Raw genomic sequence first — 23731 nt, forward strand, 5'->3', positions numbered from 1 at the left:
CGTGTGTTTGGTTGATCTGCATTAAACTGGCGCTTTAAATAGTTCTTTGCAATCTTGCCTTGTACGCCTTTATAAGAGCGATACCTTTGTCGTCTAATCTGTGCGCTTAAGTTTAAATGACGCATCAGCTTGGCTATGAGCTTATGATTATGATGCAGACCTAACTGCTTTAGCGCTGCTGTTATTCTACGGTAGCCGTACCTGCCTTTATGCTGGTGATATAGTGTGGCAATACGCTGTTTTAAGTCAGCATGCTTATCTTTATCAACAAGCTTTGCTCGATGGTAATAAAAGACGCTTTTGGGCATCTTAGCGATGTCTAGCAAAGCTGATAAAGGATAATCTTCCCTTAGTCCTTCGATGAGCCTTGCTTTTTGCTTGCTTGTTCCTGCTCCCTGAGCAAGGCATCCAGCTTTTTTAGGTAGGCATTCTCCGCACGTAGGTATTCATTCTCACGCTTAAGCTCCGCTAGTGTCTTTTCATCATCTGGCTTGTCTGTGATATAGGGTTTACTCATGGCGGTTCTACCTTGATATTTAGAAGTGAGTCCAGACAAGCCTTGTAGCCGATATGCTTTGTGCCAGTGGCTTATTAATGCCGGTGAGCTGATGTTGAATTTCAATGCCACCTCAGATTGACTTAAGCCTTGGGTAAGCATCGTTGTAATCACTTCGTGTTTAAACTCGCGACTATAGCAGGCTTTACTGATCTTTGGCTTTATAGCATCTATACCACCGCTTTGATATTGCTTCACCCATTTATGTACAAATTGTGGGTTTACATTAAACTTCTTAGCTGTGGCAGCTTCAGTATGTCCTTGCCTATAGTATGCTATGACTTTTATCTTAAAGTCTAGGTCGTAACGCATAAAAATACCCCATAAGTTGTGTCCAACTTATGGGGTTCAGTTCATTAGGACTCTTTTTTTATGGCTATTATTTGAACGAAAACTACTTTTGAATGAAAACTTTTTTTGAATTAAAGGGCAGCCAAACCGGATAACAATCTGTCATAAGCCATTTTATCTTGAACATTTTGATAGCTAGATAACTTAATATCTTCAATTAAGCTCATTACCTGCTGAATACTGTCTAAACTAAGCTCATTGATGGACACGTATCCTGACAGCTCTAAATCTGACTGTAGTGGCTTTAGTCCTAAGCTTTGACGGCTAAAGTCCATCAGCATAAACTCAGATAATTTAATAAAATCCTCTATCGATAAATTCTTTTGCCAATAATCGCTAGCGGCGGTGCTACTGCGTTTACCCACTCGCAAGGCCAGCCACACCTTAATCCAAGTATCGCGAAATTTATACCAGTCACTTCCCAGCATATCTATCGCTGCCAAAGGGGCACCGTTCGCAAGCTTTAATGCTTGCTCAATTTGGGTAGACAGCTGACTTCCGTTGGCATACTCAACAACTTTATTACTTTGAATATAATCGCTTATATAGGCCTTAACTCTATCCAGCTGGATCTGATCTACCGCCACTTGTTGTACACGACTTTTAATGGTTGGCAGCAGTTTGGTTGGCCAGTCGGTTATTAATAATAAATGAATGCCTTCACGGGGCTCTTCTAACGTCTTTAACAAAGCGTTTGCCGCAGCCACTGTCATCATGTCTGCATTGTCTATCACGCAGACTCTGCGGCCACTACTACCTTGGCTAATAAAGGGCTGAAGCTCACGAATATCATCCACTTTAATAGAGGTTTTGGCAGGCTCTGAAGCTACTGCCCTTTTCTTTTTTTGTGAACTTTTAGCAGCACTTTTGCCTTTTTTGACTGGCTCTTTGGGCTCACTATCTTGAGCTACAGGTAAGCTTGATAAAGGCAGTACTTGCAGGTCAGGATGAGTCCCTGACTCTAGCCATTGACAGCTTTGGCAATGACCACAGGCGCCTTGCTGATTAGTGCTACCCAGGGTTTGCAGTCTATTATCACACAATAACCAAGCCACGAAGCGCCAGACAAAAGCGCGCTTGCCAATCCCTTGCATGCCTGCAAACAGTAGTCCGTGCGGCAGACGCTCATAACGGGATATCAGATTATCCCAAACCGACTGTTGCCACGGCAATATAGGGGCAAAATAGATACTTTCATCCAAGCTAGCTTGCTGTTTCATAATCCACTCTTCTGCCCTATAAATACACCTGGCTTAAACCATAAGGATAACTACTGTAATTCACTGATAGGCAACGCATTTAACCGATCTAAATCTTGCTGCATATCTACACCGGGCGGCAATTGCACACTGGCTTCAGCAATGGCAATTTTCTCACCATTTTCCAATACTCGTAGCTGCTCAAGACTTTCTAAGTTTTCTAAGGTACCTGGTGCCCACTGCACAAAGCTTTGTAACAACTTCACTTTATAAGCATAGATACCTAGATGTCTATAAGCGTTATTAGGCACTTCAAGCTGAGGCTTCATAACATCTTCTTTTGCTTGATCGTTGTTTTGAGCCATCGCTAACGCATGATTTCTATCACAAGGAATTGGCGCACGGCTAAAATATAAGGCATTTTGCAAATTATCGGTCACAACTTTAACCACTGAAGGACGCATAAACTCTTGATAGTCTAAAATAGGCTCATATAAGGTGGCCATCACACACTCAGGCTTGTGCAGCAGTAAGTCTTTGACTTGCTGCAATAACACCGGAGGCACTAAAGGCTCATCCCCCTGCATATTAACTACGATGTCTTCTGCATCCCAGCCCTTAATTTTAGCTACTTCACTCAGTCTGTCTGTACCTGACGCATGGCTGGCATCGGTCATTACCACATCGTAGCCTGCTTCACGGCAAACGTCAGCAATTCTCTCATCGTCTGTGGCGATACATAGGTCATCTGCAAAAGTGGCTTGACTCGCCTTTTGTGCCACCCACAAAATCATGGGTTTACCATGTATAAGCAGTAGAGGCTTGCCCGGCAATCGAGTGCTTTTAAATCGTGCTGGGATAACAATATGAACCTTTGGCTCTGCAGCTTTGATATCGGTTGAGCTCATCTGACTTCTCTCTACTTATATTTTATGGTTTTACAGTTTCAATAACCCATGTGGCTTTATTTAGCGGACACTTAACATATCAAAGAGATACCAAGGTCACTTAGCTGTTTGGTCAAAATGGTATAACTATTTGGGCTAAGCACTGCGTTTACTGGTAGTACCCAAATAGATAAACTTTGAAGCTGTGGATTGGCTGCAACCAAAGGCGCTATTTTTACCGCATCTTTTGAGGTGATGATAATGGGCTTGCCAGCCAAAGGCAGTAAGTCTTCTACGCTAAAGTTATGGTGATCTGGCTTAGGTCTTTGCTCTATATCATAGCCCAAGTCTGTTAAAGTATTAAAAAAACGCTGTGGATATCCTATCCCACTGACAGCATAAACACTTTTTATCTCACCTAGGCTTGGCTGACCTGCAATAAGCGACTTTAATGAAGCGGGCTGCAAGTGCATGCTAAGTCTGTCTTTATTTTCTTTTTCAGAGCCATTAGAGGACTCGGTACGCTGATGATAAATCACCGTAGTTCCTTGCAAACGACTTATCGGCTCTCTTAAAAAGCCTGTCGGCAATAGCTGCTTATTTCCAAAGCCTCTAGCGCTGTCTACCACGACCCACTCAATATCACGTTGCAACTTATAATGCTGCAGCCCATCATCGGCTATGATTAACTGAGTATCAGGTTGCTGCTGTAATAAAGCCTCTATGGCTTTCTGACGATTGGGGCAGACGGCAACCCTGGCTCCAGTTTCGCGTACAATCAAACATGGCTCATCACCAACTTCTTCAGGTTTGCTTTGTACAGTGACAACCTGTGGCATCAAGGACTCATCACCCCCATAGCCTCTGCTGATGACCCCTACCTTAAGACCTTGATCTTGTAAGTAATTAACAAGCTCAATAATCAATGGGGTTTTACCACTACCACCGACGGTGATATTGCCCACCACCATGACAGGAATGGGGGCTTGATAACTGGGTAAGACGCCTTTTTTATACAGTTTCCGCCTAATACCAGTAACGGCCCCATACAAGCCACTAATTGGTAGTAATAGCCATAACCACCAAGCTTCTTTTTGCCAAGCATCAACAATAGCAAGCTCTAAGTTAAAAGGCCTGCTATTGTCGCTATCACTGTTATCTGCATTTAAATGGCTTGGCATAGTTAATCACCAACTGTCCGTTACTAAGAGTTATGAATTACCATCTAGTTGGCTTTCTGCAAAGTCTCTATCATACATATGCGCATAACGACCTGACAGCGCCATTAACTCTTCATGAGTCCCAGACTCTACAATTCTGCCTTTATCCATAACCACAATTTTATCGGCTGATTCAATGGTGGTTAGACGGTGGGCAATCACTAAAGTTGTGCGGTCTTTCATCACGTTTTCTAACGCTTGTTGGATATAGTACTCAGACTCATTGTCTAGTGCACTGGTGGCCTCATCCAAAATTAAAATCGGAGCATCTTTTAATAAGGCGCGAGCGATAGACAATCTCTGGCGCTGTCCCCCCGATAATTGAAGACCTTCAGAGCCAATATCACTATCATAACCTTGAGGCAACTCCATAATAAAGTCATGAGCAAAAGCAGCCTTAGAAGCCGATATCAGTTGCTCCTCACTTTTAACAGCTAAGTCACCATAAGCGATATTATGACGAACACTCTCATTGAACAACACCACCTGTTGATTCACCATACCAATTTGAGAGCGCAGAGAGCTTAAAGCTATCGTTTCAATAGGCATACCATCGATATATACGTTACCAGCGCTTGGCTCTAAAGTACGGGTTAACAGGTTTACTAAGGTTGTTTTACCAGCCCCACTTTTACCCACAAAGGCTACAGTCTGCCCTGACTTAATGGTTAAGCTAAAGTCCTCTAAAGCTTTGGTGCCATCTGGATAACACATGGAAATATTATCAAAGACGACATCTCCCTTCACCCGCTCAATCTGGGTGCCTCCATCTTCTTCTTCCACTTCATCTAACAGTGCGAAGATAGATTCACCGGCAGCAATACCTCTTTGGAGCTTCTGATTAACATCGGTCAAGGTTCTCACCGGCTTACTTAATAAGCCTGCAGCGGTTAAATAAGCAATAAACTCACCGGCTGTGGTATTGGCGATCACCTCTGGTCTTAAGGCTAGCCATACCACTATCGAAAAAGCCAAGGCCATTAATAGCTGTACTGCGGGCGTGTTAATGCTGTTAGTAACAACAATTTTCATGCCTTGCTTTAGGTTGTCAGTAGAAGCTTTTTCAAAACGGGCCTGCTCATAAGGCTGTCCCCCATAGTTTTTGACAACCTGATAGCCACCAATAACCTCATTGGTAATATGGCTCACATCTCCCATCGACTTCTGGATGCCTTTTGACAGTTTCAAATAGCGTTTTGAAGCCTTTTGAATCAACCATAAAATCGGTGGTAACACCAAGAATAGAATTAACGTCAATCGCCAGTTGGCGTATAGCAAATAGCCCAATAAAGCGACAACGGTCATGCCGTCACGTATTAAGGTTTTTAGGGAGTCTGTACTGGCCGCTGTGACCTGTTCCACATCAAAAATAAGCTTTGATGAGATAGTGCCCGCTGGATTGGCTAAGAAAAAAGAGTTCGGTAGGCGCAGTAGCTTGTCAAAAACCTCAACCCGCAGCTTATATACTAGGTTTCTTGAGATTAAAGCTGAGAAATAGTTCCCTAAAAATGAACCCACACCACGTATGAAAAACAGCAGAATAATTAAAAAAGGAAACAGATTTAGCTCAGACTGAGTGCCATCATTAATTGCATCAGTGATGAATTGAATCAGTTTAGCAATACCAATTTCGGTTGCTGAGTTAATACCAAAACCAACAATGGTAAGTGCGATAGCCCACCAATAAGGTTTGATGTATTGCAACAACCTTAAATAGGTTCTGGTTCTTGAAGGAGGTTTTGAGTTAGATTTAGGTTGTGCTAACCCTAATTCCTGGTCATTGCGACCTTGGGAAGAGGTTGACGATGCATCTTTAGGTGACGGATTAGTCATCATGTGCCTTTTTGATAAAATTCATTTTAAGCTAACGATAGGACAGTTTGTGGTGTGTACCTCAAAGTCTCAATGCGAGGATTTGATAGGTTACAACTGAATATTAACGTCACAAAACTTCTTGATGAACCTCAATACTACTCTCTATATATTAAGATCAGGCTATATATTAAGGTCAGGAGGTGTCAAGAATATGTCCAATACGTTAGATTATGATTTAAAGTGCTTTAGTAAAGCATCTAACTCTTCGTGGCTGTGAAAGAAAATCTCCATACTGCCTTTGCCGCCCTTCTTCTGCTTTAACTTCACAGTAGCGCCTAGATAGTCTGATAACTGTTGGCTCAGCTTCTCAATCTCTGCATCTGAGTTTTGTGCAGCAGGCTTGCTAGGCTTCTCTGGATTAAGGATAGATTTAACCAACTTCTCTGCATCACGTACAGTCATTGAAGATTCAATGATCTTCTCAGCAATAATAGGTTGCTGCTCTGACGATAGCGATAACAAAGCACGAGCATGGCCCATATCAAGATGGCCTTCACTCAAGTGGTTTTTTACCTCTTCATGCAAATGATTTAGTCGCAGTAAGTTAGACACCGTGGTTCTGGCCTTACCCACTACCTCTGCAATCATGGCATGGCTCATACCAAACTCAGTGTGGAAACGCTGCAATGCAGCCGCTTGCTCGATCACTGATAAGTCTTCACGTTGAATGTTTTCAATCAGTGCCAGAGCAATGGCCAGCTCATCTGATAAAGCACGCTCAATAGCAGGAATGGTGTCCTGACCTGCTAATTTAGCCGCTCGCCAACGACGTTCACCGGCAATGATTTCGTGAGTGATATTGTCTGCTAATTTCTCTTCATTCGCCAATAAAGGACGAATAACGATAGGCTGCATAACCCCGTGCTGCTTAATGGAAGAGGCCAGCTCAGCCAAAGCCGTTTCACTCATATCTCGTCTAGGCTGATATTTACCGGCCTGAAGGCGCTCGACATCCATCTGTACCAAAGTCATCTCTTCTTCAAGAGCATCATTGGCAGGCTTATTGATAGCAGCTTCTGCTTTATTTACCACAGCCTTTTTTCTAGTGGCTGTTTTTTTGGCCGTTGCCTGTTTTGTTATCGGCTCAGTTTGAGCAGGCGAGTCTTTGGTTTCGCGATCAACTTGCAAGTCGTCACGTAAAGCGGCAGCTGTGATTGCTTTTTCTTTTTTGATAGATCCGAGTAGAGCATCTAACCCTCGGTTTGCAGCTAATCCACGCTTTTTTGCCATGTTGGTTATCCTCTACACCCTGCTTACCTGATCTATTAAGTGGCCTTCTGGTCAGTGTATAAAACACCTTCCTTAACCCCTTAAAATCTAAATAGTATAAATAAATATAATTACGCCCCATACGGGAGCTTCATTTTAATGAATTGTGTGTCGCTTGCAAGCGCAAACACCATTTAATCTGAGTAATGGCAGACTATTAGGTTGGGTTTGCGCTATCTGCTTGTCGTTAACTGTTTTTTGTCATTAACAGACCAAAATCAATCTGCTTTTGAAGACAGCTGACGACTTTGTTTGATAATTTCTGTGGCCAATTTGCGATAGGCCTGAGCCCCTTTTGAACTTTTTTCATACTCCAGTACAGGCATACCATGCGCAGGCGCTTCTGCCAAACGCACGTTTCTTGGAATAATAGTTTTGAACATCAAGTCGCCAAAATGGGATTCAAGCTCTGCAGAGACATCATTGGCTAAAGTATTACGAGAGTCAAATAAAGTTCTTAACACGCCGCGTATATGCAGCTCAGGGTTAAGCTCTTTTAATCTATCAATAGTTTGGGATAAATCGGCCAAACCTTCAAGGGCATAATACTCACACTGCATGGGAATAATAACGCCTTGAGTCGCCACCATCGCATTAATGGTAAGCAAGTTAAGACTTGGCGCACAATCAATGATGACATACTCATAATTGCCAATGTTTTTCATGGCATTACTTAATAACAGATGGCTGTCGCTTTTGCCCATTAAGGTAATATCGATACCTGAAAGATCGCGATTGGCACCCACCACATCAAATCCTGCAGGACTAGGATAAATGGCATCATTTAAATCAATGCCATCTAATAGCACGTCAGCTATGGTCAATTCTAATGCCCGCTTTTCAAGCCCAGTGCCTGATGTGGCGTTGCCTTGGGGATCTAAATCAATAAGCAATACTTTTTTGCGTCGACCTGCTAGGCTTGCCGCCAAGTTCACTGCTGTCGTGGTTTTACCCACACCGCCTTTTTGATTTGCTATTGCCAGAATTTCCATAGGGTTACTCTTTTACCTCAGTAAAGCAGGTTGATTTAAATAGTTATTATAATATCAATTAGATAGTTGGCTAACCTAGCCTCTCATTGTTTTTAATCAAAAACTAAACTTATAGTTTTTTATCAGCTTTTTTTAACCAATTCCGTTAAATGCCGGGTTTCATGTAAATGTGGCACATCCAAAGCAATATGGTCTATCTGCCACTCATCAACCAGCGCATTAATGTCTTCTGGCTCAGGAATTAATCCTTTCATAGCTTGAAGCCAACCGTCTTGTGCCAATCTAGGCTCAGCAGCTTCCACAAAGTCAGTTAGGCTAGCAAATGCTCTAGAGGTGATGACTTCAAACTTTTCATGCTCTTGTGGTACAAAATTTTCAATGCGGCTGGCCACGGGGGTAACGTTGGTTAATTTCAGCTCAGAGACCGATTGACGAATAAAACGAATCTTTTTTTGGTTGCTGTCAAGTACCGTCACTTCACGGTTTGGCTCACAAATGGCAATAACTACCCCAGGCAAGCCTGCCCCAGTACCAATATCTAAAAGCTTACCAGATTTTAAATGCGGTAATATGGCTAAGCAGTCAAGGATATGTTTAATCAAAGCTTCTTTAGGTTGTTTAATTGCAGTTAGATTATAAGCTTTGTTCCAAAACAATAGCTTGTCTAAGTACAACATAAGCTTGTGGCGCTGATCGGCGCTAATTTCTAATTTAAGCTTTGTAATAGAATCAAGTAAAAGTTTATCAAGTTCTTGATATTGATTGGATATCACTTGAAACTCGGTGTTGTTCATCATTTTATCGCTACCATACTGTACTATAATACAGGCAAATTCTGGGTTTATCTCAAGCCAAAGTGTTTAGCGTGGCATTATAACACGTTCGTAATTTTTTTAGATGTTATCCCAGGTCTATCCTGCGATATACTCAATATTATTTTCAATCTTAATTTTCTATTGATCTGAGCCGACTATGTCCTCTTCTAGCAAAGCTATGACTCCTAAAAACAAAGCGCCTAAGAGCGCCCATAAGACCTCTGATGGCTCAAACTCATCGCATACTGACTCAAACTCTAATTTTAAGGAGCCGTATGTTAATACAAACACAAAAAAACTCAACACCTCGAATCTGACAATGAAACCTTTAAACAAACAGCAACGGGCTGCCTTAGCCTCTGAAACAGTAACGCAAATAAAACACAACTGCAAAGTTGACGCGGCCAAATTAAAAAAGCACAGTGATCCTAGCGCCCTGCCTGCCTCTACCAAGCTGGCAGCTCGCCTAAATTGCGGCTTTGGTCAACAGCGTTCTGTTGCAGCGCTTAATACTGCCTTTGATATCACAGCAGGAGGCTATAACGTCTTCGCTGTCGGTGCCAATGGCCTTGGGAAAAGAACTTTTATTACCCAGTACCTGTGCAATAAAAGTCACAAGCAGGCGCTATTAAAAGATTGGATTTATTGTTATAACTTTAGTTCACCAAGCTCCCCTTTGGCCATTGCCTTAAAGCCAGGCACGGCAACTAAGCTAGCTTCTGAGCTTATCCATATTTGGCAGCAGTTAACCTTAGCTTTAAGACAATTAGATAGCATCCAACACGATAAACACTCTCAGACCAAAGACAGAGAAGATTTAGCTCAACAGATTAATAGTACCGCTGAACAGACGCTTGCTCCTTATTTTCTAGAGTTATTTGAAGCTTACAACAGCAACCCTAAATTACTTGGATATTTAAAGCTGCTACAACAAGATCTGATTAGCAATGCTCAGCTTGTCCTGCAAGCCACAGATTTACGATTTACTCCTACACACAATCAGCAAATACCGGACAGATATAACATTAATATTATCAGCTCCGTGGGCAGCAAGCCGTCCTCTGAGTACGACCTAAAGCAAACTCAGCACCACACACCAGATGGCGCTCCTATTATTTTTGAGCCCAACCCTTCGCATAGCAATCTGCTAGGTAAAATCAATCAGACCTTGCAGGCAGGCTGCACCCTCAGCAATCATATGATGATTCAGCCAGGGGCATTGCATAAAGCCAATGGTGGTTTTTTGATAATAGAAGCCTCTCACATCAGCGAGTATCCCGAAGCTTGGCATGGATTAAAACTGGCCCTCAGAACTGCCAAATTAAGCCCTGTGGAGGTAAGCCACAACACAGCACTGGGAGATAACTTGCTCACACCAGAGCCCATCCCTTTAGAGAACAAAGTTATTTTGCTCGGTGAGTCTGAGCTCTACGATCAGTATGCAGAGCAAGATGGGGAGTTTTTATCCTTATTTAAAATACGAGCTGACTTTCATGAAGAAGTGGTTCGCTCAACTGATAATGAAATTGAAATGGTCGCCAAAATGGCGGACATTATTGCTAAATATAAGCTTAAACATTTTGACAGCTCAGCCCAAGCCACGGTATTAGAGTTTTTAAGCTTATTGTCCGAAGATCAAAATAAACTCAGTCTGCATATCGACAGTTTAATTCAAGTCATGCTAGAAGCAGACCGTTTGGCAACAAGAGATAACGCCGATCTAGTCAGTTATCTTCAAGCAAAGCAAGCTCTTAAAGACATAAGCTATCGCTCAAGCTACCTAAAAGAGCTGTATCTACAAGAGATTACTGATGGCCAACAACTGATTAGTACCTCAGGCAGTGCCATTGGCCAAATTAATGCGTTGACCATTATTGATTATGCCGACAGTGAGTTTGGCATGCCCGCCTTATTAACCGCTGTGGTACAACACAGCATCGGTTCAGGCGATATCCTAGATATTGAAAGAGATGTGGAGCTTGGGGGCAGTCTACATGCCAAAGGCATGCTTATTATGAACAGCTATTTGCGCGCTTTATTTAGCCCCTATCACCCCTTAAACTTCACTGCCTCGCTAGCTTTTGAACAAAGTTACGCCCATATTGATGGTGATAGCGCTACTCTAGCAGAAGCTTGTGCTTTATTATCTGCTTTAGCAGAGGTACCTATCTCTCAGGCTCTGGGGATAACCGGTTCTATGAACCAACTAGGCCGAGTCCAAGCCGTGGGAGGAATCAATTCGAAAGTTTCTGGATTTTTTGATGCCTGCTCACATCAAGGCTTAACGGGCAATCAAGGCGTTATTCTACCCTATGCTAATATCTCTCAACTGATGCTTCGTGATGATATTATAGAAGCGGTAAACGCCAATCAATTTCATATCTATGGAGTAAAAAGCTTAAGTGAGGCACTGACCATATTAGCAGATATGCCAGTTGATACGACAAATAAAAAGGGCCGCTATCATAAAGCCAGCTTGTTTGGCAAAATCATCAAAAACTTAAAAAAATGGGAAGAACAGTTAAATCCTCCAGAAGAGTTAGATGAGCCGCAGCCTGCTGACGAACCAGCCTCAAAAGAGACGAAAGCTAGCCGGCGTGATGAATAATTAAGCTAAAACTTAAAAGACTATCGTATCCCTCATGAAATTATGCTATTTTTTAGCTCTGCTATACTTATAGTTATTTAATAATCAAAAGAATATGATGACTGATATGACCAAAAGTAAGGATACCTCTCAAGGCCAGCGCACAGTCAAAACCGGTGCTGCTACTGCCAATAATAGTACCGCAACCACTGCTCGTCAGTGGGAGCTGCTTAATTTATTAGAGCGTGGAAGCTGGCGTGGCACCCACCATCTGCATGAACAGTTGAGTTTGGCCAATTTCGATGTAAGTCTGCGTACGGTACAGCGTGATTTAAACGCGTTATCTAAGCGATTTCCTATCGAAAAAAATAATGCCAAACCTCAAGGTTGGCGCTGGAAAGAAGATGCGCCCGTTCAAAGCTTGCCACATATGAACTTATCGCAAGCGGTCGCCTTTAATATGGTCGAAGCCAACTTAGCGCAGCTGCTACCACCTACCATCTTAGACGAGCTATTTCCTTGGTTTGATCTAGCCAGACGCCAATTAAAAGACAGTAAAATTACCCATAACTGGTTAGATCGAGTCCGTATCGAGCCGGCCACACAGCCTTTAATTGCCCCTGAAATTTGCCGAGAATGTAAAGACTCGATTTATCAAGCCATATTTTATGAGCGTCAAATTACGGCCTGCTACACCGGCCGCAATAAGGACAACGCCGGTGAATATATCCTTAACCCCATTGCCATTGTCCAGCGTGGTGTGGTCATCTACTTATTGGCGACTAAAGTCGATGATGAGCAGCAAACCATTCGTACCTTTGCTCTGCATCGCTTTACTGAAGTGACGGTTGAAGAAGATACCAAAGCAGTTATTCCTGATAATTTTGATTTAACCTCTTATTTGGATTCAGGCGGCATGGGCTTTGCTCACTATTTATTCAAAGACTTGCCCAATCACGGTAAAGATACCCAGATTACCTTAGTGTTTAATGGTAAAGCCGGTACTAGCCTGACCGAAAGTCGACTTAGTGAAGATCAGATTGTCACTGATGATGAGGAAAATAATACTCAGACCATTACTGCCACAGTGAACTTAACCTCACAATTGGTTTGGTGGCTACGCGGCTTTGGCAAAAAGCTTATCTCTATTGAGCCTGAAATCTTAGAAAGAGCCGTTAAACAAGATGAAGCAGGGATGTAATTGGTTACTGTAGCAGTTTATTTTCAGCCAAAGTAAAGTGCTATAATTCCTTCTTATTGAACCACTTTCGTTATTAGCCTTAATGTTTATTAGCTCTAATTATTACTAATACAATTATTATCACTTAGGAGTTTCTTTTGGCCTCTACAACTCAACGCCCTACCCAGACTGTAGATTCAGGCTCAACCCATCCAGCCTCTACTACCCTACCCGTCTCACATCTGTTAAGTGAGCTGCCTATCCAAGGAAGTACCCTACTGTTTGGTCTGAACTTTAAGTACACCAAAGTGATGAAAAAAGGGCTTATTAACCGCTTAAAAAAGAACAAGACCACCTTAGATGTTGATTTATCTTGCGTACTATTTGACAAGCAGTTACAGGTTGTTGATAAAGTTTGGTTCAAGCAACTGCGAGACAGCTCTGAAGCCATTCGTCATCGCGGCGATAGCTTAAATGGTAAAGACAGAGGCGCCGCTGCCCAAATTGATAGAAACGTAGATGTAGAAACTATTGAGCTAAGACTGGCTCGCCTGCCTGAAACGGTCTGCCATATTGCCTTAGTGGTTTCTTCTTATAACGGCTACCCCATTCGTCAAGTTGAACGAGGCAATCTATATCTAAGTGATGATGAAGGCAGTGAAGTTTACTCGACAGATTTAACGCTTATAGCCAATGACAGTGCGGCTCTCTGCGTTGCCATTTTAAGCCGTGAGTTAGGTGAATGGCGTTATACCCAAAAAGATTTGCCTCTATCCAGTTATGAAATGGATAAAATGGTGGAACAAATCCAGCGTGACCTTAGCCGTATCTATGGTTAATTCTCATTAATTAAAATTACAATCAAATCTTAAAACCAAAAAAGAGCTGAATTTCAGCTCTTTTTTATTGGTTTATTACAAAGATACAGAGGTTATAAATGCTCACCACAATGGGGGCAATAATTTTTCTTGTCTATCTCAGCCAGCCTTTGCTCATACTCTTTTTCGCGTAGTAACTGTACGATAACCTCTTCGGCCTGCTCTTTATTGAGACCCAACTCTCGTCTAATCTTATCAATCTTATATCTGTCTCTAATCAGATTCATGTCTTCATCATCGAGCAGCAATTCGCGGAATCTTTGCTCCAAAATTTCACGACGCTGTTCAAGCTCTGAAGCCAGACCTGATGCCAAAATACCTGCCGGTAATGCCGCCAAACCTACACCAAGTATGGTGATCATCGCCCCTAAGAACTTACCCACACTGGTAACCGGAATAACGTCGCCATAACCCACTGTGGTCAAGGTGACTACTGCCCACCACATAGACTTAGGAATGGACTCAAACACTTCGGGCTGGGCTTGGTTTTCTACCACATAAATCCCGCTAGAGGCAGTGACAATCATAATGATTAAGATAAAGACAACCGCTTTAAACGACTCTTTTTCCTTATTTAACACCACCAGTAAAATACGCATTGCGGCAAAATAGCGGGTTAATTTTAATAGTCTGAATAATCTTAAGACGCGTAGGAAGCGTAAATCGACTGTGACAAAGTAGTTTAAAAAGGCAGGTGCAATAGAGACTAAATCAATAATAGCCCCTGGGCTTTTTATCCAAAGTAGTCGTCTTTTCCAATGAGGTATCTCCGGATGCTCCTCTTTGTCTCTTTCAACGATTACCCAAACTCTAAGCAGATACTCAATACTAAAGACGATAATAGAGAAGTATTCAAAAGCTTCGAACAAGTGCTGATTGGGGAAATACCAGGCATCTACTGACTCAGCGATAACGGCTGATACGTTTAATAAAATCAATAGTATCAAAAACTTATCAAACATCTTACTAAAATGAGTTTGGTAAGATTCGTTTTCAATAATGTCGTAAACTCGACTGCGGAGTTGCAGATAGAATTGATTTTTTATCATATGCGGCTTAAGTTGGTTGTTTTAAGGAGGGTTGAATTTGATATTTGTAGTGGATTAGCTTAATGTATTTTAAACAATCAGCTGTCGTTGTGGTTGCGAATATTATAGAGGACAGATGTGTAATAGCAATATAATTACTCTAATTGAAAAACAAAAAGGCCTTTGATTGAATCCAATCAAAGGCCTTGGCTTATTAACAAGCTATTATTGCTATAGCAAGATACGTCTAGGATCTGCCAGTAACTTAGCAATATAACGGGTAAAGACAGCCGCGTCTGCCCCATTAATCACTCTATGGTCATAAGATAATGACAGTGGCAACATCAAGCGAGGCTTGAACTTCTCTTTTTCTGCATCCCAACGTGGCTGCATTGTGGCTTCTGAGACTCCCAAAATACCGACTTGAGGCCAGTTAACCAGAGGCGTGAAGTAAGTACCTCCTAAGTTGCCTTGGCTAGAAATGGTAAAGCTTGCGCCTTGTAGCTCTTTAGCCGTTAGTTTCTTATCACGGGCTTTTGCAGCAAGCTCACCAATTTCAATGGCAATCTGCTTAATACCTTTGCTTTGTGCATCTTTAATCACCGGCACAATCAGACCATCATCTGTGGCCACCGCAATCCCCATATTCACAGTTTTACGGATGTGAATCTGAGTATTATCATCGCTTAGGTGACTGTTGAATTTAGGGTGCTGCATTAGTGCATACGCCGTTGCTTTTACAATGAAAGCTAGGATAGTAAGGCCAATACCTTGTGCCTTAAACTCCCCTTTTAGCTCACCACGTAATTTTTCTGTTTCAGTGATGTCTGATAAATCAAACTGAGTCACTTGTGGTAAGTAGGTATTGTAATTCAGCTGCGGAATAGACACTTTTTGTAGACGGCTTAGATCCTGAGTTTCTATCTCACCCCAAATATCTTCTTTGCTCATATCAGGCAGGCTTGGTAGACCTGATGCAGCCACAGTATTGCTACTAGGAGCTGCTGCCCCAGAAGTAGTCTGCATATGAGCTTTGACATAATCAAAGACATCTTCTTTTAAGATACGTTCGTTAAGTGCACTGCCTTCTACCTGAGTGATATCGACCCCTAACTGGCGGGCTAACTTACGTACAGCAGGACCTGCATAAACATCAGTCATCTTAGCATTAACTTGCTGTTCACTTAGCTTATTTACCTGAGTATTAGCAGGTTTAGACTGTGCTGCAGGAGCAGATGATGACTGATCATTGTTCTTAGCTTGGTTAGCGGCAGCCTGCTTAGAAGCGGTTTTTTGCTCAGTTTTGGCTGGCTGCACACTGTCCTTTTTAGGAGCTGCTTGTGTCTTTTTACCGCCAGAAGACTTGATAACGATAAAGTCCTGACCGTTTACGATACTATCACCGGCTGCAACCATAATCTCTTCCACTGTACCTGCTACGGGTGAAGGGACTTCAACAGAGGCTTTATCAGACTCAACTAACAATAAAGACTGATCTGCTTCGACTGTATCGCCAACACTGACCATAACTTCAGCAATTCCCGCTTCATCTACCCCTAAATCCGGTAAAGGATAGGTTTTTGATTCAGCTTCAGGCTCATCACTAGAGTCTTCAACAGCTTCCTGTTGTTGCTCGTCTTCTTGATCAGCCTCATCAACAGGCTGTGCCTTAGCGTCTTTAGCATCAGTATCTTGAGCATCACTCTGTGTTGATTCCTGCTCTTCAGCGGTATCAGATTCTGCTTCTGAGCCTGCTTCAAGCTCAAGCAGCACAGTGCCTTCAGTTACGGTATCACCGACTGACACCATAATCTTACTGACTGTACCGCTGCCAGAGCTTGGCACTTCAACAGCGGCTTTATCAGACTCTAATAATACAATATTGTCATTTTCAGTAATTTTGTCGCCGACAGAGACCATAATCTCACTAACTTCGGCACTTTCTACTCCCAAATCAGGGGCTTTAATTTCCATATCTGTTCTCCAGAATTCTTATAATTAGCGATGTTCGTATTAAATTTGAAGGAGGAATAAGAACTCTATTCCTCAACATCTTTATCATTTAATAGCTCGGCATCGGCTTGATCCTCTGCACGTCCTTCGCTACTAATTTCTTCATCGTCTTCTTCTACTAACTCTGGTACAGGATTTGGATTAACTTGATCCGGTGCTGGAGCATCTGGGAAATGGTCAAATTGTGGTTGTGGCTGCCAAGCTGGTGGCTGCTCAACATCAATACCTAGGCTAGTAATCGCATCTTTAACCAAGCGCATATCCACTTCACCTTCATCAGCCAAACGCTTCAAGGTAGCAACAACAATATGTTCAGCATTCACATGGAAGAAGTTACGTAGCTGTTCACGGCTGTCTGAGCGACCATAACCATCGGTACCTAACGTTGAGTAAGGACGGTTGTCTGGTAACCAAGCACGAATTTGCTCAGAGTAGTTGCGCATGTAGTCAGTCGCAGCGATAACCACGCCTTCATGCTTAGCCAGCTGTTCAGTAACCCAAGGCACCTTCTCTTCTTCCATTGGGTGTAAGCGGTTGTAATCATCACAAGCCATACCTTCACGAGTCAGCTCGTTAAAGCTGGTCACACTCCACACGTTAGCGCTTACATTGAACTCTTCAAATAAGATTTTCGCAGCTTTTTGTACTTCACGTAAGATAGTACCTGAGCCCAATAGCTGGACATGCGCTGTGGCATGTAAGTGGCTATTGTCTTCAAGCAAGTACATACCTCGCTTAATACCCTCTTCAACACCTTCTGGCATTGCAGGCTGCTCATAGTTTTCATTCATTAAGGTGATGTAGTAGTAAACACGCTCACCTTCACCATACATACGGCGCAAGCCGTCATGCATAATAACCGCTAGCTCATAGCCATAGCAGGGGTCGTAGCTCACACAGTTAGGTACCGTACCAAATAGAAGGTGCGAATGACCATCTTGGTGCTGCAAACCTTCACCATTTAGTGTGGTGCGTCCAGCAGTACCCCCTAGTAAGAAGCCTTGTGCCTGACAGTCGCCTGCTGCCCATGCTAAGTCACCAACACGTTGGAAACCAAACATTGAGTAGTAAATATAAAGCGGAATCATAGGTAAGGCGTTAATCGAGTAACTGGTCGCTAGTGCAATCCAAGCACTCATCGCACCTGCTTCGTTAATACCTTCTTCTAGCATGTGGCCATTTTTAGCTTCACGGTATCCCATCAAGGCTTCATTATCTTCAGGGGTGTATTTTTGACCCACTGATGAGTAGATTCCTAGCTGACGGAACATACCTTCAAGTCCAAAGGTACGCGCTTCATCTGGTACGATAGGCACAACGCGATCTTGGATGCTCTTATTTTTAAGCATCGCACCAAGTAAGCGGACGAATACCATAGTTGTCGACTGCTTCTTACCTTTACTGCCTTGTAAAATTCTGTCAAACATAGACAGTTCAGGGATATCTAAAGGTATATGACCACTACGACGGTTTGGTAAATGTCCACCTAAGGCTTCACGGCGACCACGCAGATATTTCATTTCAGCCGAGTTTTCATCTGGGCGATAAAATGGCAATGAGTCTAAATCTTCATCTGTAAATGGCAAATCAAAACGATCACGGAAATACATCAGACCTTCTTTATCGATCTTCTTGATTTGGTGTGCTTTGTTAACAGACTGAGCTTGGTTAGATAAGCCGTAACCTTTAACGGTCTTAACCAATACTACGGTTGGCTGACCTTTAGTCTTCATAGCTTCACTGAAGGCTGCATAGACTTTAATAGGGTCATGACCACCACGGTCTAGACGACGGATATCGTCATCAGTCAGCTCCTCTGCCATCTCTTTAAGCTCTGGATACTTACCAAAGAACTGTTCACGAACAAACCCACCGTCACGGGTTTCGTATAGCTGATATTCCCCATCAACCACTTCTTCCATACGTCTTTTAAGGGCACCAGAATGGTCCTTATCAAGTAGACTATCCCACTTACCACCCCAGACCACTTTAATAACTCGCCAGCCTGCACCTCTAAATACAGACTCAAGCTCTTGGATGATCTTGCCGTTACCACGTACTGGGCCATCTAGGCGCTGTAAGTTACAGTTAATAACCCAAATTAAGTTATCTAGCTTTTCACGGCCTGCTAATGAAATAGCACCCAAGCTTTCTGGTTCATCAGTCTCACCATCGCCTAAGAAGGTCCAAATCTTACGACCTTCTTCTTTTAATAAACCACGGTTAATTAAGTACTTATGTACGTGGGCATGGTAAATAGACATAATCGGACCCAGACCCATAGATACGGTCGGGAACTGCCAGTAATCCGGCATTAAATAAGGGTGTGGATAGCTCGATAGACCCTTGCCGCCTACTTCACGGCGGAAGTTCTCTAACTGCTCTTCTGTCAAACGGCCTTCTAAGAAAGAACGGGCATAGATACCTGGTGCTGAGTGACCTTGATAGTAAATCATATCACCACCGAAGTGGTCGCTGGCTGCACGGAAGAAATGGTTAAAGCCTGTCTCGTATAGTGTCGCACTTGAGGCGAACGTCGCTAAGTGACCACCCAAGTCATCATCATTCTGGTTGGCACGCATTACCATAGCCAGAGCGTTATAGCGAATTAAGGCACGAATTTTACGTTCAATACCTAAATCACCTGGATAAGTAGGCTCATCTTCCACAGGAATACTGTTTAAATAAGCAGTATCCAAACGGTTAAAAGGCAAGCCTTCTTGAACCGCCATGTTGTAGAGTGCTTTTAATAAAAAGCGAGCACGATCTTTATCACTATGCTTGATCACAGACTCAAAGGCATCAAGCCACTCTTGAGTTTCAGTATGATCAGCATCGTTATAATATTTCATAAGTAATCCCTAGTTTTTTTATATGTTCGAGTAAACACTTGTATCACCATTAGTATAAACATATTTATCGGGCATACCTATCCCTCAAAATAAATGGTTTTTGTAACTGTATTTATTAAATAAATAATGATTATACATTTTAACGATTATTGTTGCCCACATCTTAACTAGCTTTAAACAAGTTTTATACTTTAGTTAAGTAAGTGCCCTATGCCTGTGAATACACCTCGCTTTAGTAGAGGGATTGTAATAAAATTACAGATAGGGCATTGACTCTTTACTGTTTTAGCTTATTACTTAGATTAGATAAGCAATTGGGTGAGATATTCACCCAGCTTTAGCACTTTTATTTTTTAGCACCATCACCCTATCGCTATTTCTCTATCAACCCTAAAAAAATTAAAATTAGCGACTAGAGACTTAAATTGAAGTTATTTATAGTTATAAAAGGTTTTGTGTTGATATTAACTATAGGAACTAAAGCATAAGAGACTCGCTAGATTGCAATCTAGCAAGTATCATAAAGGAGTTCATCTTGACCGCAGTTATTTCAAGACCCATGTTTTACATTAAGCCTCTTCGTTTTTGGCAGCCAGTTCTACCCAAGGCCTTTTTAAAGTACAGCAATGTCTATCTTGCTGCTGTCTTATCTAGTATTTTACTGGCCATGACAGCGACGACTGCACAGGCCAATGACGCTTTAAAAATGACCCTCACTGCAAGCAAAGTTGTAACCAATAATCAAGGCGAACGGGTATATATCCCCGTAAATACAGCGAAAATTGGTAGCTTGATTCAGTACAAAGCTACCTACAGCAATACCTTAAATACAGCCATTCAGAACACCACGGTAACTCTTCCTATTCCAGCCAATACTGAGTTTACTGGAGAAGCCTATCCTCCTAGCGCTCAAGCTTCGCTTGATTACTATACCTATCGTGATCTGCCCTTAATGCGCATGGTGGAAGGCAAGTTAGTAGAGGTGCCTTTTTCTGAATACAAATCTCTGCGTTGGGATATCAAATATATCCCGCCACACAAGTCGGTAAATGTGGCATTTAACACCATCGTTCACTGATGCTTAGCTGACTATTTGGCTTTATAACGGCATGAAAAAAGGGCTTATAAACAGAGGATAGATAATCCTCTATTTATAAGCCCTATTTATACGCTCATTTTACAAGCCTTGCTTACTAGGGTTATAACTTATCAGCTCTAAGCCTATCTCTAACTAGCCTACCAGCTCTTTGTCATCCAAGGTAGCCTGTGAGCTATCTACATCCAGGCGGTGCTCAAGCTTTAAGTAGTCCTCAGACTGCATTTCAAGTAAACGTGAGCGGGTACGCTCAATCTCAAACGCCAGCTTCTCCCCTTGATAAAGATCTAAGATAGACTGCTCTGCTCTAACAAGCAGCTTCACACGGCGATCATAAAACTCATCAACCAAGTAGATAAAACGACGAGTAGGATCACGTAAAACATCCGTCAACTCCGGAACGTTATCTACCAGTACCGTACTAAAGTTATTTGAGATTTCAATAAAGTCATTGGCAGATCTTGGTTCCATACATAGCTGTCTGAAATCGCAGTACAGGACCGTCTTAGTGCGAGCATTAATCTTAATCTCACGGCCATTAATGGTGATAGGCTCTTTTGAGATCTTTTGATTGTTCGCCAATGACACAAAACGGTTGGCCAGCCAGTGACTGTTTTCTTTGGTTAAAGGAGATTTATATAGCTCAGCTTGCTGTAATAAGCGCAGGCGGTAATCGATACCTGAGTCGATATTCATGACCGTGGTGTGCTTCTCCAGCTCTGTTACAGCAGGCATGAAACGGTCTCTATGTAATCCGTCTTTATACAAACCCGATGGCTCAATGTTTGAAGTGGCAACTAGAGTAATCCCACGCTTAAACAACATGGTAAATAAATCACCTAAAATCATCGCATCAGAGACATTCGATACAAAGAATTCATCGAAGCAAATTAATACGGCTTCATCATGAATAATATCCGCTACTTTCTCTAAAGGATCACTGCTGCCTTGTAGTTTATTAAGCTCTTTATGAACTCGCTGCATAAAGTGGTGAAAGTGCATACGCATTTTGCGCTGTAGTGGAACAGACTCAAAGAACATATCCATCATCCAAGTCTTACCACGACCCACACCACCCCACATATATAGCCCTTTTGGTGGTACAGGTTGCGATTTAAAGAAACCAAAAAGACCTTTTTTCTCTTTAGAGTTCTCAATCAGCTGATGATAGACACCATCAAGATAGGTCATCGCCTTCTCCTGGATGGGATCATGATTAAACTCATCAGTAGCTATCGCCGCTTGGTACCTTTGTAATGGGGTCATATTCATATTTTAAGTATCACTCTTATCTTATAGGGAAGTAACTTCGTTATGATAGCAACATAATAATTTTTGCCACACCGGCTTGATGCCTGTTGCCGGATAATACGTAGCTTACTTAAACCGCATGTTGCTCTAATAAAGATTTGATTTCAGTTAATCGACCATGGAAGAAGTGGCCAGCATCCTTGAGCACATAGGTGCTAATTTGCTTATCTTCAGCAAATTTTTTCATTAATTCAGGCTTAATCACTCTATCCGCATCGCCATAAATTTGAATGGTTTTTTTGGTCGGCAAGATAACATTAGACGCATCATTATTTTCAACTGAAGGGGCCATAAGTACCACTTTTATCAGCTCCATCTCAGTTAGCTCCCAAATATGGGGTGTAACTAATATTTGCTCAGCAACTCGTGCTGTAATATAGCCCCCAAAAGAGAAGCCACCTAACCACAGCTGATTGGCTGAGGTTTGGGTGGTGATCCATTGTAATACCGCTATGGCATCTTCAACCTCACCTACCGCATAGTCATGTTCACCGGTAGATTTTCCTGCGCCCCGAAAGTTAAAGCGAACCACATGCATACCCTGGTCACGGGCAAAATTAAACATGGTGGTCACCACTTTATTTTTCATAGTACCATCAAATAAAGGGTTTGGATGGCACAACAAAGCCACCTTCTTGGTATTAGGATCTTTAGGATCCTCATTTTGCCAAAGAGCTTCAACTTCAAGTTTACCGGCTGGCCCATCAATTAAAAGCTGTTCAGTTTTGGTTTTCATAATTAAAATCTTAATCTTTTATATAGTGTTTATTTGTTGTAGCCAAAATATGGCAGGATGCATAAAAATAAGTGACAACATGATAGCAAAAACCAGGTTGTAAGTGGGTAAGGCTGTGTTAAACCATTAACATTATCCTAAGATTTAGTATTATCAGCGCTAAGTTAAGCGCTTTTATTGTTTAGAGCTATTAAAGTTGCAATAGATAAGCAACAAGCTCTACACTAAACAATGAACGCTCAATAATTGAGAAAGTATACTCTCCTATACTAGAATGACAATAATTTGGCTTTTTCTTTGATAGTCCTGATTGAGGACATCCCTTTTATATCTTTTTCTTAGTATTTTGAGGCTTCTTATGACTACCCTAGCTTGGCAAAAAACAACAAAACTTACTACCTTAGGCTTTCTGGCTTCAGCTGTCATTGGCTTAAGCGCTTGTCAGTCCACTCCTACAGCCCCTGTCATTCAGCGTGCAGACTCTACTTTTGAAACCACAGGTATCGGTAAAACCAAAGTACAAGCTCAAGAAAACGCTTTGGCCAGTGCCAAAAAAACTTGCGGCATGCGTCAAGCAATTATTGTCAAAGACGAGCTAAAATATAACGGCATGTTTGACCAAAAGACAGGGCGTATGATTGATCAAGTAGGCTCCATTGCTGGTGCAGTACTGGGAACAGGTAAGCCTAACTTATCTCGTGATGACGACTATGAGTATAATATCAGCTTCCGCTGTCAATAGGCTTTTATCAAGCTCTATCTTCTGTCAAAAAAGGTTCTTATTATCATGAACTGACCCCCAAATGTTGGACGGTTTAGTTTAGATCAAGGACTGAGTTCTGTATTGCACAGGACTCAGTCCTTTTAGTTTAAGTTGAATACGTTC

General features: G+C 42.1%; 20 protein-coding genes. 5 read left to right on the top strand and 15 right to left on the bottom strand.

The genetic code is table 11. From position 1 onward, the window contains the following. From A1232T_RS09810 to rsmG, 9 genes are all read right to left on the bottom strand, one after another. The coding region (locus tag A1232T_RS09810; protein WP_143513982.1) for an IS3 family transposase at positions 1-308 on the bottom strand (308 nt) is incomplete at its 3' end. A 41-nt stretch (positions 309-349) separates the two neighbouring features. After that, the gene (locus A1232T_RS09815; protein WP_077449245.1) at positions 350-868 is read right to left on the bottom strand and encodes a helix-turn-helix domain-containing protein; all 519 of its coding nucleotides are present in this window, start codon (positions 866-868) and stop codon (positions 350-352) included. Between the two features lie 110 nt (positions 869-978). Beyond that, positions 979-2127 (bottom strand): DNA polymerase III subunit, encoded by a 1149-nt coding sequence (locus A1232T_RS09820; RefSeq protein WP_077449246.1) that lies wholly within the window; start codon positions 2125-2127, stop codon positions 979-981. A gap of 50 nt (positions 2128-2177) precedes the next feature. Continuing rightward, positions 2178-3014: a 3-deoxy-manno-octulosonate cytidylyltransferase gene (gene kdsB, locus A1232T_RS09825; protein ID WP_077449247.1), complete on the bottom strand. Its 837-nt coding sequence runs from the start codon at positions 3012-3014 to the stop codon at positions 2178-2180. A 71-nt stretch (positions 3015-3085) separates the two neighbouring features. Further along, positions 3086-4174: a tetraacyldisaccharide 4'-kinase gene (lpxK, locus tag A1232T_RS09830; protein ID WP_077449248.1), complete on the bottom strand. Its 1089-nt coding sequence runs from the start codon at positions 4172-4174 to the stop codon at positions 3086-3088. Between the two features lie 30 nt (positions 4175-4204). Then, positions 4205-6049, bottom strand: coding sequence for a lipid A export permease/ATP-binding protein MsbA (gene msbA / locus A1232T_RS09835; protein ID WP_095532761.1), 1845 nt, complete (start codon positions 6047-6049; stop codon positions 4205-4207). A 207-nt stretch (positions 6050-6256) separates the two neighbouring features. Then, entirely contained in the window at positions 6257-7318 is a 1062-nt protein-coding gene (locus A1232T_RS09840; protein WP_077449250.1) for a ParB/RepB/Spo0J family partition protein, read from the bottom strand. Positions 7319-7575: 257 nt separating this feature from the next. After that, complete coding sequence (locus tag A1232T_RS09845) at positions 7576-8349, bottom strand: ParA family protein (RefSeq protein WP_077449251.1); 774 nt, start codon at positions 8347-8349, stop codon at positions 7576-7578. A gap of 122 nt (positions 8350-8471) precedes the next feature. Next, entirely contained in the window at positions 8472-9146 is a 675-nt protein-coding gene (gene rsmG, locus A1232T_RS09850) for a 16S rRNA (guanine(527)-N(7))-methyltransferase RsmG (protein ID WP_077449252.1), read from the bottom strand. Positions 9147-9342: 196 nt separating this feature from the next. Here rsmG and A1232T_RS09855 point away from each other — a divergent pair, with 196 nt between their 5' ends. The 3 genes from A1232T_RS09855 (at position 9343) to A1232T_RS09865 (ending at position 13770) form a co-directional block, all read left to right on the top strand. After that, positions 9343-11772 carry a Lon protease family protein gene (locus A1232T_RS09855; RefSeq protein WP_077449253.1) on the top strand — a complete coding sequence of 810 codons (2430 nt, stop codon included), beginning with the start codon at positions 9343-9345 and terminating at the stop codon, positions 11770-11772. Between the two features lie 106 nt (positions 11773-11878). Further along, positions 11879-12952, top strand: a complete 1074-nt coding sequence (locus A1232T_RS09860) for a helix-turn-helix transcriptional regulator (protein ID WP_167367066.1) — start codon at positions 11879-11881, stop codon at positions 12950-12952. Positions 12953-13089: 137 nt separating this feature from the next. Beyond that, positions 13090-13770, top strand: a complete 681-nt coding sequence (locus A1232T_RS09865; RefSeq protein ID WP_077449255.1) for a TerD family protein — start codon at positions 13090-13092, stop codon at positions 13768-13770. Between the two features lie 92 nt (positions 13771-13862). Here the strand turns inward: A1232T_RS09865 and A1232T_RS09870 are convergent, their stop codons facing one another. The 3 genes from A1232T_RS09870 to aceE form a co-directional block, all read right to left on the bottom strand. Next, a complete protein-coding gene (locus A1232T_RS09870) occupies positions 13863-14858 on the bottom strand; it encodes an ion transporter (RefSeq protein ID WP_077449256.1) in 996 nt (331 codons plus the stop codon). A gap of 210 nt (positions 14859-15068) precedes the next feature. Further along, positions 15069-16811, bottom strand: a complete 1743-nt coding sequence (locus A1232T_RS09875; protein ID WP_077449257.1) for a 2-oxo acid dehydrogenase subunit E2 — start codon at positions 16809-16811, stop codon at positions 15069-15071. Positions 16812-16876: 65 nt separating this feature from the next. Beyond that, on the bottom strand, positions 16877-19702 hold the full coding sequence (aceE, locus tag A1232T_RS09880) for a pyruvate dehydrogenase (acetyl-transferring), homodimeric type (RefSeq protein WP_077449258.1): 2826 nt from the start codon (positions 19700-19702) through the stop codon (positions 16877-16879). A 535-nt stretch (positions 19703-20237) separates the two neighbouring features. Here aceE and A1232T_RS09885 point away from each other — a divergent pair. Next, the gene (locus A1232T_RS09885) at positions 20238-20780 is read left to right on the top strand and encodes a hypothetical protein (protein WP_077449259.1); all 543 of its coding nucleotides are present in this window, start codon (positions 20238-20240) and stop codon (positions 20778-20780) included. A gap of 153 nt (positions 20781-20933) precedes the next feature. Here the strand turns inward: A1232T_RS09885 and zapE are convergent, their stop codons facing one another. Together zapE and A1232T_RS09895 are read right to left on the bottom strand one after the other, a co-directional pair. Further along, on the bottom strand, positions 20934-22070 hold the full coding sequence (gene zapE / locus A1232T_RS09890) for a cell division protein ZapE (RefSeq protein ID WP_077449260.1): 1137 nt from the start codon (positions 22068-22070) through the stop codon (positions 20934-20936). A gap of 109 nt (positions 22071-22179) precedes the next feature. Further along, positions 22180-22845 carry an alpha/beta hydrolase gene (locus tag A1232T_RS09895; protein ID WP_077449261.1) on the bottom strand — a complete coding sequence of 222 codons (666 nt, stop codon included), beginning with the start codon at positions 22843-22845 and terminating at the stop codon, positions 22180-22182. 358 nt (positions 22846-23203) lie between these two features. Here A1232T_RS09895 and A1232T_RS09900 point away from each other — a divergent pair, with 358 nt between their 5' ends. Further along, the gene (locus tag A1232T_RS09900) at positions 23204-23587 is read left to right on the top strand and encodes a hypothetical protein (protein WP_077449262.1); all 384 of its coding nucleotides are present in this window, start codon (positions 23204-23206) and stop codon (positions 23585-23587) included. 78 nt (positions 23588-23665) lie between these two features. Here the strand turns inward: A1232T_RS09900 and A1232T_RS14620 are convergent. Further along, positions 23666-23731: IS3 family transposase (locus A1232T_RS14620; RefSeq protein WP_143513983.1), on the bottom strand; the 66-nt coding region annotated here is incomplete at its 5' end.

The sequence above is a fragment of the Psychrobacter pasteurii genome, from assembly GCF_900162815.1.
Lineage (GTDB): Bacteria > Pseudomonadota > Gammaproteobacteria > Pseudomonadales > Moraxellaceae > Psychrobacter > Psychrobacter pasteurii.

Excerpts from the sequence above, each read along its gene's own strand:
- A1232T_RS09815 (WP_077449245.1), bottom strand. The coding sequence starts at position 868 with ATGCGTTACGACCTAGACTTTAAGATAAAAGTCATAGCATACTATAGG.
- A1232T_RS09820 (WP_077449246.1), bottom strand. The coding sequence starts at position 2,127 with ATGAAACAGCAAGCTAGCTTGGATGAAAGTATCTATTTTGCCCCTATA.
- kdsB (WP_077449247.1), bottom strand. The coding sequence starts at position 3,014 with ATGAGCTCAACCGATATCAAAGCTGCAGAGCCAAAGGTTCATATTGTT.
- lpxK (WP_077449248.1), bottom strand. The coding sequence starts at position 4,174 with ATGCCAAGCCATTTAAATGCAGATAACAGTGATAGCGACAATAGCAGG.
- msbA (WP_095532761.1), bottom strand. The coding sequence starts at position 6,049 with ATGATGACTAATCCGTCACCTAAAGATGCATCGTCAACCTCTTCCCAA.
- A1232T_RS09840 (WP_077449250.1), bottom strand. The coding sequence starts at position 7,318 with ATGGCAAAAAAGCGTGGATTAGCTGCAAACCGAGGGTTAGATGCTCTA.
- A1232T_RS09845 (WP_077449251.1), bottom strand. The coding sequence starts at position 8,349 with ATGGAAATTCTGGCAATAGCAAATCAAAAAGGCGGTGTGGGTAAAACC.
- rsmG (WP_077449252.1), bottom strand. The coding sequence starts at position 9,146 with ATGATGAACAACACCGAGTTTCAAGTGATATCCAATCAATATCAAGAA.
- A1232T_RS09855 (WP_077449253.1), top strand. The coding sequence starts at position 9,343 with ATGACTCCTAAAAACAAAGCGCCTAAGAGCGCCCATAAGACCTCTGAT.
- A1232T_RS09860 (WP_167367066.1), top strand. The coding sequence starts at position 11,879 with ATGACCAAAAGTAAGGATACCTCTCAAGGCCAGCGCACAGTCAAAACC.
- A1232T_RS09870 (WP_077449256.1), bottom strand. The coding sequence starts at position 14,858 with ATGATAAAAAATCAATTCTATCTGCAACTCCGCAGTCGAGTTTACGAC.
- A1232T_RS09875 (WP_077449257.1), bottom strand. The coding sequence starts at position 16,811 with ATGGAAATTAAAGCCCCTGATTTGGGAGTAGAAAGTGCCGAAGTTAGT.
- aceE (WP_077449258.1), bottom strand. The coding sequence starts at position 19,702 with ATGAAATATTATAACGATGCTGATCATACTGAAACTCAAGAGTGGCTT.
- zapE (WP_077449260.1), bottom strand. The coding sequence starts at position 22,070 with ATGAATATGACCCCATTACAAAGGTACCAAGCGGCGATAGCTACTGAT.
- A1232T_RS09895 (WP_077449261.1), bottom strand. The coding sequence starts at position 22,845 with ATGAAAACCAAAACTGAACAGCTTTTAATTGATGGGCCAGCCGGTAAA.
- A1232T_RS09900 (WP_077449262.1), top strand. The coding sequence starts at position 23,204 with ATGACTACCCTAGCTTGGCAAAAAACAACAAAACTTACTACCTTAGGC.